This window comes from Eubacterium ruminantium, assembly GCF_900167085.1.
GTDB lineage: Bacteria > Bacillota > Clostridia > Lachnospirales > Lachnospiraceae > Eubacterium_Q > Eubacterium_Q ruminantium.
In genome coordinates this window covers 118,464-130,981 of the sequence record NZ_FUXA01000006.1, presented here as the reverse complement: position 1 = coordinate 130,981, position 12,518 = coordinate 118,464, and the positions used below count along the sequence as shown (strand labels likewise).

Annotated in this window: 10 protein-coding genes; 1 reads left to right on the top strand and 9 read right to left on the bottom strand. The window is 36.2% G+C overall.

Annotated elements, in window-relative coordinates:
* Window positions 1-21: 21 nt before the first annotated feature.
* The 3 genes from B5D25_RS04810 to B5D25_RS04800 form a co-directional block, all read right to left on the bottom strand.
* Entirely contained in the window at window positions 22-618 is a 597-nt protein-coding gene (locus B5D25_RS04810) for a regulatory protein RecX (RefSeq protein WP_078786819.1), read from the bottom strand.
* 2 nt (window positions 619-620) lie between these two features.
* The gene (gene recA, locus B5D25_RS04805) at window positions 621-1,694 is read right to left on the bottom strand and encodes a recombinase RecA (protein ID WP_078786818.1); all 1,074 of its coding nucleotides are present in this window, start codon (window positions 1,692-1,694) and stop codon (window positions 621-623) included.
* 280 nt (window positions 1,695-1,974) lie between these two features.
* The gene (locus tag B5D25_RS04800) at window positions 1,975-3,261 is read right to left on the bottom strand and encodes an aspartate aminotransferase type Ic (RefSeq protein ID WP_078786817.1); all 1,287 of its coding nucleotides are present in this window, start codon (window positions 3,259-3,261) and stop codon (window positions 1,975-1,977) included.
* A 248-nt stretch (window positions 3,262-3,509) separates the two neighbouring features.
* Between B5D25_RS04800 and B5D25_RS04795 the strand changes: the two genes are divergently transcribed.
* Window positions 3,510-4,805 carry a tRNA(Met) cytidine acetate ligase gene (locus B5D25_RS04795; RefSeq protein WP_078786816.1) on the top strand — a complete coding sequence of 432 codons (1,296 nt, stop codon included), beginning with the start codon at window positions 3,510-3,512 and terminating at the stop codon, window positions 4,803-4,805.
* A gap of 120 nt (window positions 4,806-4,925) precedes the next feature.
* Here the strand turns inward: B5D25_RS04795 and B5D25_RS04790 are convergent, their stop codons facing one another.
* The 6 genes from B5D25_RS04790 to B5D25_RS04765 form a co-directional block, all read right to left on the bottom strand.
* Window positions 4,926-5,726, bottom strand: coding sequence for an ATP synthase subunit B family protein (locus tag B5D25_RS04790; protein WP_078786815.1), 801 nt, complete (start codon window positions 5,724-5,726; stop codon window positions 4,926-4,928).
* A gap of 19 nt (window positions 5,727-5,745) precedes the next feature.
* Complete coding sequence (gene coaD / locus B5D25_RS04785; RefSeq protein WP_078786814.1) at window positions 5,746-6,231, bottom strand: pantetheine-phosphate adenylyltransferase; 486 nt, start codon at window positions 6,229-6,231, stop codon at window positions 5,746-5,748.
* Entirely contained in the window at window positions 6,231-6,788 is a 558-nt protein-coding gene (gene rsmD, locus B5D25_RS04780) for a 16S rRNA (guanine(966)-N(2))-methyltransferase RsmD (protein ID WP_078786813.1), read from the bottom strand. The genes coaD and rsmD overlap by 1 nt, the downstream gene beginning before the upstream one ends.
* Window positions 6,789-6,960: 172 nt before the next feature.
* Window positions 6,961-8,595, bottom strand: a complete 1,635-nt coding sequence (locus B5D25_RS04775; protein WP_078786812.1) for a cellulase family glycosylhydrolase — start codon at window positions 8,593-8,595, stop codon at window positions 6,961-6,963.
* A 113-nt stretch (window positions 8,596-8,708) separates the two neighbouring features.
* The gene (gene recG, locus B5D25_RS04770; RefSeq protein WP_078786811.1) at window positions 8,709-10,733 is read right to left on the bottom strand and encodes an ATP-dependent DNA helicase RecG; all 2,025 of its coding nucleotides are present in this window, start codon (window positions 10,731-10,733) and stop codon (window positions 8,709-8,711) included.
* A gap of 19 nt (window positions 10,734-10,752) precedes the next feature.
* Window positions 10,753-12,510, bottom strand: a complete 1,758-nt coding sequence (locus B5D25_RS04765; RefSeq protein ID WP_078786810.1) for a DAK2 domain-containing protein — start codon at window positions 12,508-12,510, stop codon at window positions 10,753-10,755.
* Window positions 12,511-12,518 lie beyond the last annotated feature (8 nt).

Sequence of the window (12,518 nt, the reverse complement as noted above, 5' to 3'; positions counted from 1 at the left end):
AATATTAATCGTTTTTTAATATTATGTCAAGTGATTATTAACCTTATCGACCGAGAAGCCCTTTCTCATAAAGTACGAAAGTACCTTAGTTTTTGTTTTAATATCACTTAAATCTGCACCCTTATATTTTTTATCGAGAATGCTTCTGATAACTTCATCCTCATCATAATCCTCATCCTCATAAAAGGCATCAAAAGCATCATTTATTACATCTGAAGATATGTTTTTATGAAGCAGTTCTGTTTCCATCAGTTTTCTTCCCTTAGTTGAAGAATATGACCTTATAAAAGCTTCTGCATATCTTTTATCATCCAGGAATTTGCTTTTATAAAGGCTTTCAATCACTCTTTCAATGGCAACCGATGAATAATCATTCATTTTCAATTTAAATCTTATCTCAGAAGCACAATATTCGGATCTCTCAAGATAAGATAAAGCTTTTTTGTAAGTTCTTTTGAATATCAGACTATGCAAGTCTTCAACCTTAGTGATATCAATATCCGTACCATCATTAAGATCATATTCATTGATATCAGATTGATAGACAAATCCGATATATTCATCATCAATATTTAAAAGCTTTCTTGTCCCTTTGTCTTTAATCGTTAAATAAGGCATTTTTATTCACCGGCAGGCTGCTCTTCCTTCTTCTGAACAAGTCCTTCAGCCACAAGTTTCTGATAATCCTCTTCTGAAACTCCACTGATTCCTGCTTCTATTCTGACTCTATTCTCAATCTCCTTGAAGATTTCAGGATTTTCAGCAAGATACTGCTTAGCATTCTCACGGCCCTGTCCTATCTTCTCACCCTTATATGCATACCAGGCACCGGATTTAACAATAATATTTCTATTTGCTGCAAGATCAAGAACATCGCCTTCTTTTGATATTCCTTTACCGAACATGATATCAAATTCAGCCTCTCTGAATGGAGGAGCAATTTTGTTCTTAACAATCTTAACTCTTGTGTGGTTACCGATACCTTCACCACCCTGCTTGATTGTCTCGACTCTTCTTACATCAAGTCTTACAGATGCATAGAATTTAAGAGCTCTACCACCTGTAGTTGTCTCAGGATTACCAAACATAACACCAACCTTCTCACGAAGCTGGTTAATGAAGATAACAACGCAATTTGTTTTGCTGATAACAGCAGTAAGTTTTCTTAATGCCTGTGACATAAGTCTGGCCTGGAGACCTACATGTGAGTCACCCATATCTCCTTCTATCTCTGCCTTAGGAACAAGAGCAGCAACTGAGTCAACTATAATAACATCGACAGCGCCGGATCTAACCATTGTCTCAGTAATCTCAAGAGCCTGCTCACCATTATCAGGCTGTGAAATATATAAATTATCGATATCAACGCCTATATTCTTTGCATATACAGGATCAAGCGCATGCTCTGCATCGATAAATCCTGCTATACCGCCTCTTTTCTGAACTTCAGCTACAACATGAAGTGCAACTGTTGTTTTACCACTTGATTCAGGCCCATAGATTTCTATGATTCTTCCTCTAGGCATACCACCTGCACCAAGAGCTATATCAAGACTGAGTGATCCAGTCGGAACTACATCTATATTCATATCATCGAAGCCATCACCAAGCTTCATAACCGAACCTTTACCATATTGTTTTTCAATCTGTGCAAGAGCCGCATCAAGTGCTCTCTTCTTATCTTCACTTGCCATATTAACCTCCTTGAGCAAAACATACGTTCGACTTTTATAATATTATATCTAAGAATAAATGTCAACATTAAAAACTTCTTGTTTTCCGATCTGCAATTATTTCCGTACATGTGATTTTATCACACAGAATATACATATAACAAATGAAAAAATGCTCGAATTTGTAGCATCACAGTAACAAAGAATGTAGCTCGGTATAAAAAAAATATCTCTTCACCCGTATTAACCGAGCAAAGAGATATTTTACACATTAAATCAATATATAAAATTATACTTATTATTACATCTCGCTAAGGATTTTCTCAGCACTTACAATCTTTACGCATAATGTAAATAACTCAGCTGCTGTTTTAAGATCATCAAGTGTAGGATATGTAGGAGCGATTCTGATATTCTTATCTTCAGGATCCTTTCCATATGGCCATGTAGCTCCAGCACCTGTCATTGTAACTCCGGCCTTCTTAGCCATTTTTACAATATCCTTGGCACAACCAGGAAGAGCATCAAAACTTATGAAATATCCTCCCTTTGGCTTTGTCCACTCACCAACGCCAAGACCTGAAAGATTATTCTCTAATGCACTGAGAACTGCTTCAAACTTTGGACGGATGATATCAGCATGCTTTCTCATATGCTCAGTCATACCATGAATATCCTTGAAGAATCTTACATGTCTTAACTGATTAACTTTATCATGACCGATTGTCTGATTTCCCATCTGCTTCATGATATCTTCGAGGTTATTTGGAGATGAAGCAAGTGCTGCGATTCCACTTCCAGGGAATGTAATCTTTGATGTTGAAGCAAATTTATATACAAGATCAGGATTTCCTGCTCTCTTACATTCTGCAAGGATCTCAATAAGATAATCCTGCTCATCATCATAAAGATGATGGATTCCGTATGCATTATCCCAGAATATTCTGAAGTCCTTTGCAGCAGGCTTAAGTCTTGCAAATCTTCTTACTGTTTCATCAGAATATGAATAACCCTGTGGATTTGAATACTTAGGTACACACCAGATACCCTTGATTGACTCATCTGAAGAAACAAGTTCTTCTACCATATCCATATCAGGTCCTTCAGGACTCATTGGAACAGGAATCATTTCAATTCCGAAATATTCTGTAATCGCAAAATGTCTGTCATATCCCGGAACAGGACATAAAAACTTTACTTTATCAAGCTTGCACCATGGTGTATTACCAAGAATACCATGTGTCATAGCTCTTGAAACTGTATCATACATTACATTAAGCGATGAATTACCATATATAATAATATTATCAGGATTGTTCTCCATCATATCACCGATAAGAACTTTAGCTTCATGAATGCCTGTAAGAACACCGTAATTTCTGCAGTCTGTACCATCTTCGCAAGTAAGATCTGCTGCTGAATTAAGAGTATCCATCATTCCCATAGAAATATCAAGCTGCTCTCTGCAAGGCTTACCTCTGCTCATATCAAGCTTAAGATCCATCTCCTGAAACTTATGATACTGCTTTTTAAGTTCCTCAAGTTCTTTCGCAAGTTCTTCTTTTGTCATATCAGAATATGCTTTCATAACAATCTCCTTTAAACAAATAATCTACTTTATTTCGGTCTCTCAACCAAAAACTTTAACCCTAAAGTCATTTTATTATATCATGCTTTTATGAAAATAAAAGATGTTTATTTAAATATTTTTTGAAATCGGCCTATTTTTGTTAATTATCATTAAAATATACCGCCCTTTTCCAATTTTTATTAACATATGATATAAATATATTTATGTGATATAATACCTTAGATATTATTCTAACCGGAGGAAACATGAATATAGTAGCTGTAATCGCCGAATATAATCCATTTCATAACGGACATAAATTCCATATAGAAGAATCAAAAAGGCTGTCAGGTGCAAATAATATGATTGCTGTAATGAGTGGCAATTTCGTTCAGAGAGGCGAACCTGCGATCTTTGATAAACTTACCAGAGCAACGGCTGCTGTTAAAGGCGGTATCGATGCAGTATTTGAATTACCTGTAAGATACAGCACATCAAGTTCCCCGGATTTCGCTTATGCAGGAGTTGAAATTATAAACTCTTTAGGTGGAATCACTCATCTTTCTTTCGGAACAGAAACACCGGATGTTGATAAACTTCAGAGCATTTCCGATGTTATTTTGAAAGAAACATCTTCATTTAAGTCTTCGCTTAATGATCATTTAAAAGAAGGCTACTCTTTCCCGAAAGCAAGAGCACTTGCCCTCGAAGAAGAAATAGGTTCAGATGATACAGCTATCCTTTCTTCTCCTAACAATATTCTTGCAATTGAATATCTTACAGCACTTAAAAAAATGAATTCTGAAATCATACCGATTGCCATTCCTCGTAGGGGCGCATCTCACGACTCGGCAATTGAAACGAATCCAGTCATATACCCAGAAATGAATTCATATACAAATGCTGACAATAATATAAATCCATGTGTATACGGATATACGAACATAGACACAAACATGAGCATGAATTCAAATATAGTTTCTGCCAAAAGTATACGCGAATTACTTCATGATAATTTAGACGTCGAAGCAGAAAAATATATTCCATTTTCTGATATTTTTAATGGAAAGGCAAAATTATCCATCAAAGACTTTGAAGTCCTTATAAATAAAAGGTTACTAGATCTTCAATCTAAATATGAGGATATACTTGATCTCGATAAGGATTTATATAATAAGATCAAAAAGCTATCCCTTCCGATGAACTGTGACGAAATAATAACAGCCCTTAAATCCAAAGAGATAACATATTCAAGAATATGCAGAGTTTTGATACATATCCTGCTTGAAATCGATAATGCCAAGAAAAATACCGGAATATATTGTCCTTACACAACTCTGCTTGCACTTAATAAGAATAATTCCGGCTTATTAAAAACTATAAATAACACAGACAAAATAAAGATAATCAACAAACGTGCGGATTATATCCCTGAAAATAAATTTGCTGAAGATCTTTACTTACTGGATAAGAAAGCTACGGATTTATATAATCTTATATACTACAACAAAACAGGAATCAAATCCCCGAAAGAATTATCTTCAAATGTTTCCATAATATAAAAATACCGGTGAATGATATTACTCGTTCACCGGTATTTTTATTCTTATCTATTTAAGTTCTGAATAATATACGATTATCGTACGGATACTCCAACAAAACTCCGCCAAATAATCTACTGATTATTCATCAAGGAAGTCATCGTCATCATCAAAATCATCATCGTCATCGTAATCATCATCTTCTTCATCATCATAATCATCATCAGATGAATTTAATGACTGTACGATTGGTGGTGGAGCAACATTTGACTGCTTCTTATTCTCAGGAGCGAAGCTGAAATCATCCTCTTCGTCAAATTCAGAGATATCTTCTCCTCCGAAATCTCCCTGTGGAGCCTGTGAAACAGGAGCCTGGATAGGTGTACCTGTAAGAAGGCTGATACTTGCATCCATATCATTAACATTTGAATCAAGTGTATATACAGTATTCTCAAGATTATCAATAAGATTATGATAATTCTCTCTATCGATTTCAAGTGTACGGGCAAAGAAGTTTCTCATTTCTGAGAGTCTGCTCTTTGTATATTCCATAGCTGAAAGTCTTACTTCTGATGCCTCTGCATTTGCATCATCAACTATCTGCTGAGCTTCTTTTCTAGCCTGCTCAAGGATTTCGTTAGCTCTGATATTAGCAAGTTCAGTAATATGATTTGTATCAACAAGTCTATTAGCTTCATTTACCGATTCAGAAATTATAGCATCAGAACGGGTTCTTGCTGAAGCAAGTATAGCTTCCTTATTTCTCATGATCTTTTTACAACGTTCAATCTCATTAGGAAGTTTTAATTTCAACTCACTGAGCATTCTATCTATTTCATCTTTAGGCACTACGATTTTGTTTGATGAGAGAGGCTGATATTTACAGTTATCTATAAATATACTTATCTCATTTATCATCTCTTCAACGCCTTTTTTCTCCATTTCGATTCCCTCCTGAATCCTATAGTTTCTTATACTTTTCCTCTATTTTAGGAAGAACTTTTGCCGGAACAAAATCCTTCACTGAAACTCCATAGCTTGCATATTCCTTCACAACACTGGAGCTAATTGCTGAATACTGTGTACTTGTAGAAAAAAATACAGTATCTATATCATTTGCAACAGCACGGTTTGTCTGTGCCATCTGCAACTCAATATTAAAATCCGCCATAGCTCTCACACCGCGGACAATAATATTTGATCCTTTTGCTTTAACAAAATCAACCAGTAACCCACCAAAGCATTCAACACTAACATTTGGTAGATCACTTGTTACTTCCTTCAACATAATAACACGTTCTTCTAAAGTAAACAACGGAGATTTTTTCTCCGAGTTGTTGAGAACACCTATTATTACTTCATCAAATGCTGCTGAAGCTCTCTTTATTATGTCGAGATGTCCAAGTGTAACCGGGTCAAAACTTCCCGGATATACTACTCTTACCATTATTCATCTATCCTTTTTTGCATGAAAACATGCTTATTATTCTTATATTCTTTATTCTTATATATCTGGAATCCCAGATCATATACATAACTGAAATCCTCATCAAGTGAAGCTTCAACTATAATGATTGCATCATTATTGGTGAAACTCTTCACACTGAGTTCAGCAAGTACATCTCTTTCTAATCCTTTGCCATAAGGTGGATCCATAAAGATAATATCCGCATCAACGGTTTTTCTTGATCTTACAAATGAAAGAACATCCGTCCTGAACACTTCGGACTCATCTGTAAATTTAGTGAATTTGACATTATCATTGATACATTTAACCGCATTCATATTATTCTCAACAAATACAGCTCTTTTAGCACCTCTAGATAATCCTTCAATTCCTATAGCACCGCTTCCGGAAAATAAATCCCAGAAAACCGCACCAGGAAGATCCGGCATTAATATATTAAATAATGTCTCCTTAATCCTATCTGTTGTCGGTCTTGTATCAAGTCCTTCAACTGTTTTAAGAGGAAGACTTCTTCTTGTTCCAGCTATAACTCGCATATATACTCCTATAATGTCAATTCATGATCCGACCAAATAATGCTTAGATTATCATGAAGAATCATTTTTAAACATGATTTGGCACATCCATGACAAAACACTACATTTATTTGTAATACTTTTTTAACAAAATGTCAACCAAAACAGGCGATTTAGCACAATATAATGTACTTTATTTGTTTAAATGTTCTTTATACCAGATACCTGTTTCAGAAAGATCGTCATCTTCCCATCCACTCTTCTTATCACATGAAGAATCAATAAGTGATGAAGTCTCATTTTTATTACTTAAATTCCAGATAGCATATGAAATATTATTCTTATCGAGCATATCCATCCATTCTTCAGCAGAATCATAATCTATTCCACCGTTTCCTGATGCATCACATATACTGAACTCACTGATAAATACAGCACATCCGGCATCTCTTGCCACTGTAACTTTATTTCTTATATCATCCTTATGAGTTGCAGCATAGAAATGAACTGCATACATAATATTATCGAACTTAAGTGGGTCTTCCGATGCCTTATCAACTTCCTGTGACCAGTTAGGAGTACCTACGATAATGATTGCATCCGGAGAATTTTTTCTGATAATAGGAATTATCTCTTCAGCATATTCCTTAACTTCAGCCCAAGATGTTCCGCCGTTTGGCTCATTACAGATTTCGTAAATAACATTTCCGTTATTCTTATATTTTGAAGAAATCTCTTCGAAGAATGCCGCTGCCTCATCCTTATATTTCATAGGAGTAAGGTCATGAAGGATATGCCAGTCAACTATTACATACATACCAAGTTCTGTAGCATAATCAACACCGTCGCAGACAAGTTTCTTAGTCTTTTCCTTATCTCCGTCAGTACAATATCCCATTCCTTCATCAGTATACATAGCGATTCTCATGAGGTTTACGCCCCAATCATCTCTAAAAGTCTTGAATGCATCCTTATTCACATAATCAGGGAACCATGCGATACCATGTGTACTTACACCCTGAAGCTGATATTTCTCACCATTTTTATCAACGATATCTACACCCTTAAGCTTAAGCTTTCCGTGTACTTCATAAGGTGAACCGCTTTCAGCCTTTTTCTCAGCCTTCTTCTCAGTTGTATCTTTCTTGTCGTCCTTATTATCGTCTTTCTTTTCGTCTTTCTTATCTTCCTTTTTACTTTCGTCTTCAGCTTTACCCTTTATCTCTTCAGAACCGTTGAAAAGCTTTATTTCATATGGTTTATTGCATGAATCTTCAGAAGTATATACAACCTGGAATCCGAAATTGATCATTTCCTTTACTTTAACAGTCTTATTATAATCAACCGCTGTTACAGTAATATTTCCGTCTTTAAGGTCATATTTTCCGCTCCAGTTATCGCTGAGCTTTACGTCCTTATCCATCTGAAATACAACTTTCCAATCATCAAGATCGGTGTCACCGTTATTATATAATTCCACGTTGAACTGACGAACATAATTGCTTCCGTTCTGCCATGAACCACTGTCATCTATCTTAAGATATACAGGTGACTTAGAGCTAAGAAGAGGATTCTTTTTCTTATCTGTTTTGTCTTTCTTCTCTTCTTTCTTCGCTTCAGTCGTTACCTCAGTCTTTTCCTGCGTTGCTTCTCCTGTACTTGCAATAGTTACTTCTTCAGTTGTAACAACAGCTTCAGTATCTTTATCCGTATCTTTCTTTTTCTTCGTTTTGTCTCCGATAATGAAAGCAACAAGCCCTATCACACAAAGTGCTAAAACCGCAATTGCTATAAATGTTCCTTTACTGAATTTGTTCTTTTCTTCCATTTTCCCCTCCGCTCTACGGCTTAAGTATTATATTTTTGCATTTTGCCGCATATTTATAGTTAATCAAACGTAAATCCTTTTCCCGGGATATACGTTATGAATTCACTATCATTTTATAATGTAGTAAAAGTGGCATCCTTATTTCTGATGGCATTTAAACGTTCATTTAAAATATCACTGTAATTTATTACAGCATCCTGAGCCTTCTTCAGCATGTCGCTATGATTATAAATATCAGCCACTCTGAAGTTAACATCTCCGCTCTGTCTTATACCAAAGAAATCCCCAGGCCCTCTTTGCTTAAGATCTTCATTCGCTATATAGAATCCATCATTTGAATTCTCAAGTATCTTAAGTCTGTTTACCGAATCTTCCGATTCCTTTGTATTTATAAAAATGCAATATGACTGAGCATCTCCACGTCCAACTCTGCCTCTTAGCTGATGAAGCTGAGCAAGTCCGAATCTTTCGGCATTCTCAACCATCATAACTGTCGCATTCGGATTGTTGATTCCAACCTCTATAACAGTTGTTGAGACAAGAACGTCAATCTCTCCGGTCATAAATCTATGTAAAATGTCATTTTTCTCATTCTCCGACATCTTACCATGCAAATATTCAACTTTTATTGTATTCCTGAATATATTTTTCAGATCATCACTGTAATCGATAACATTTTCCGCATCACAGCCCTCTGAACTTTCAACCATAGGACATATTATATACGCCTGATGTCTTTTTTCAACCTCTTTACGTATAAAGTTATATGCCACTTCCCTATATGAAGTGCCCACAACGCAATTCATTATCTTCTTTCTTCCGCCCGGCAGCTCATCTATTACAGAAATATCAAGATCTGCATAAATGATTATGGCCAGAGTTCTCGGAATCGGTGTAGCACTCATTATAAGAGTATGCGGATGGTCGCCCTTCAAAGAAAGCTTTTCTCTCTGTTTGACTCCAAATCTATGCTGCTCATCCGTACATACAAGTCCAAGATTCTTATATTCAGGTTTTTCCTGTATAAGAGCCTGGGTTCCGATGATAATATCTATATCACCGTTTTTCAGCTTCTCATAAACTGCTCTTTTCTCCTTAATGCTCAGCGAACCTGTAAGAAGCCCTACCTTCACTCCAAGCTTTGTAAACATCTTTTGGAAATCCTCATAATGCTGAACAGCCAAAACTTCAGTAGGAACCATGAGAGCCCCTTGATAACCTGACAGTACAGTTGCATATAATGCAGCAGCGGCAACAACCGTTTTACCGGAACCAACGTCGCCCTGTACCAATCTATTCATAACATATTCACTGCTCATATCATTTAGAATGTCATCTATCGCCTTTTTCTGCGCCCCTGTGAGAGAATAAGGAAGTGAAACAAGAAATGATTCCAGTCTTACCTTCGCCTCCTCGGTTATTTTGTATGAGCTTTTATCGGCGACATTTTCCGCCCTGAGTCTGTTTACCTCAAGAAGAAATACCAAAAATTCATTAAATGCAATCCTCCTCAGAGAATCTTTAAGAATCTCTATATTTCTCGGAAAATGAACATTCATAAGAGCCTCGCTCATAGTCATAAGACTGTATTTCACTCTAAGCTCTTCAGGAAGAATATCCGTTATCTGCCCGGCAAAACATATAACATCCCTGACTGTCTTTTGAAATGATTTATTGGACAGACCGGATGTCAGATTATATACAGGCTGCATGGATTTGGTCATTATCCTGTATTGCTGTTCGGTATAATGTTCCGGCATTTCCAAAACCTTCTTACCGAACTTATTCTTTACAGTGCCGACAAAAATATATGAGTCGCCTATTTTATATACATTTTTAATATATGGACTATTGAAAAAAGTAAGTTGAAGATATCCCGAAGAATCTGTCACATTGAAACTGCTGATATTATATCTGCCTCTTTTTACAGAAGTTACACGGGAAGAGACCTTAGCATATATAGCCACTCTCACCCCTTCTTTAATATCAGCTATCCTGGTCGGTTCATCATATGACAGATAATCCCTCGGAATATTCATTATAAGATCTTTAACAGTATTGATATTTAATTTTTGATATAACTTAGCTGTCTTTTCGCCTATTCCCTTAACCTCGAGAATACTACTGTTAATATTCATGTGATTTCGAACCTTTTAATTATTCTACAGAAACAAGATAATAATAAATAGGCTGTCCGCCCTTATGGAACTCCACTTCAAGATCATTATACTTTTCAGTAAGTAACCCGCAAAGCTTATCAGAATCCTCTTCGGAAATATCATTTCCTGTATAAACAGTAATGAGTCCCGATTCTTCATCAACCATTTTATCGATAAGTAAAAGTGTTGTTTCATTTATATCTTTACCAACAGCCTTAATACCGCCGTCATCTATACCCATAATGTCGCCATTATGTATCTCAACACCGTCAATAGAAGTGTCTCTGACAGCATATGTCACTTCACCTGTCTTAACGGTTGAAAGCGCTTCTTTCATATCATTTTCATTCGAATCAATTTCACCCTCAGGATTATAAGCCAGCATTGCACTGATACTCTGAGGAATTGATGTTGAAGGAATGATGATCACTTTCTTATCTTTGCAAATAGATGCAGCCTGGTTAGCCGCAAGAATAATATTCTTATTATTTGGAAATACAAATACATTCTCTGCATTTACATCAGCAACTGCATTTAAAATGTCATCTGTACTCGGATTCATAGTCTGCCCGCCGGAAATAATATGATCCATACCCATATCCTTAAGGATATCAACCATTCCGTCTCCGACAGCAACGGCAACAAAGCCATATTTCTTAACTTTTTCAGGTGCCTTATTGGATTCACTTTCTTTGTCATTCTTTGATGCAGCAAGTTCAACCTTTATCTTCTTAAATTCTTCATCCTGAAGCTTAGCCTTATTTCTCTCATCAGCAAGACTGATTCTTTCATTATGTTCCTGCTTCATGTTATCAATCTTCATATTGATAAGAGCACCATAAGTAAGAGCCCTCTCAAATGCAAGACCCGGATGATTGGTATGAACATGTACCTTAACAAGCTCCTCATCAGCAACACATACAAGTGAATCACCTATAGAAAGAAGATATTCCTTGAACTGATTAACCTCTTCTACTGAAAGCTCCTTATCGAGCATAATGATAAATTCAGTACAATAAGAAAACTTGATATCAGCTGTGGATATATTGTCATTGCTGCTTCCCGAGAAATCAATCTCTCTGAATGCAGGCTTTGCCTTAGGAGTTTTCTCAGCCACAGAATCACTTATTACAACATCCTCTCCCTTAAGAGCAAGAACGATTCCTCTAAGCACTTCAACAAGTCCCTGTCCACCTGAATCTACAACTCCCGCTTCTTTTAAAACAGGGAGAAGTTCCGGTGTCTTCTCAAGGACTTTTTCTCCATAACTAAGAACTTCCTCTGCAAACGGGAGAAGTTCCATGTCCTTATCTGCACATTCAAGAGCCTTATCGGCTATGCCTCTTGCAACCGTAAGGATTGTACCTTCCTTCGGTTTCATAACAGCCTTATAAGCTGTGTCCACTGCCCTTGAAAATGCATTAGCTAAATCAAGTATATATAATTCATCTCTATCTTTAATATCCTTGCAGAATCCTCTGAAGAGCTGTGAAAGTATAACACCCGAGTTTCCTCTGGCGCCTCTTAAGGATCCGCTGGAAATAGCTTTAGCAAGATTGGCAATATTTACGTCTTTAACACTCTTAACTTCTGCAGCGGCAGTCATAATTGTAAGAGTCATATTAGTTCCTGTATCTCCGTCAGGTACAGGAAAGACATTAAGTTCATTTATATACTCTTTGTTGTTACTTAAATTGTTGGCACCTGATAAGAAAATTCTCTTAAGAGTAGCCGCATCAATAGTATTACTTGACACTTTAATTT

What these genes read in the sequence shown, in the direction of transcription:
- B5D25_RS04810 (WP_078786819.1), bottom strand. Translation starts at nt 618, where the DNA reads ATGCCTTATTTAACGATTAAAGACAAAGGGACAAGAAAGCTTTTAAAT.
- recA (WP_078786818.1), bottom strand. Translation starts at nt 1,694, where the DNA reads ATGGCAAGTGAAGATAAGAAGAGAGCACTTGATGCGGCTCTTGCACAG.
- B5D25_RS04800 (WP_078786817.1), bottom strand. Translation starts at nt 3,261, where the DNA reads ATGAAAGCATATTCTGATATGACAAAAGAAGAACTTGCGAAAGAACTT.
- B5D25_RS04795 (WP_078786816.1), top strand. Translation starts at nt 3,510, where the DNA reads ATGAATATAGTAGCTGTAATCGCCGAATATAATCCATTTCATAACGGA.
- B5D25_RS04790 (WP_078786815.1), bottom strand. Translation starts at nt 5,726, where the DNA reads ATGGAGAAAAAAGGCGTTGAAGAGATGATAAATGAGATAAGTATATTT.
- coaD (WP_078786814.1), bottom strand. Translation starts at nt 6,231, where the DNA reads ATGGTAAGAGTAGTATATCCGGGAAGTTTTGACCCGGTTACACTTGGA.
- rsmD (WP_078786813.1), bottom strand. Translation starts at nt 6,788, where the DNA reads ATGCGAGTTATAGCTGGAACAAGAAGAAGTCTTCCTCTTAAAACAGTT.
- B5D25_RS04775 (WP_078786812.1), bottom strand. Translation starts at nt 8,595, where the DNA reads ATGGAAGAAAAGAACAAATTCAGTAAAGGAACATTTATAGCAATTGCG.
- recG (WP_078786811.1), bottom strand. Translation starts at nt 10,733, where the DNA reads ATGAATATTAACAGTAGTATTCTCGAGGTTAAGGGAATAGGCGAAAAG.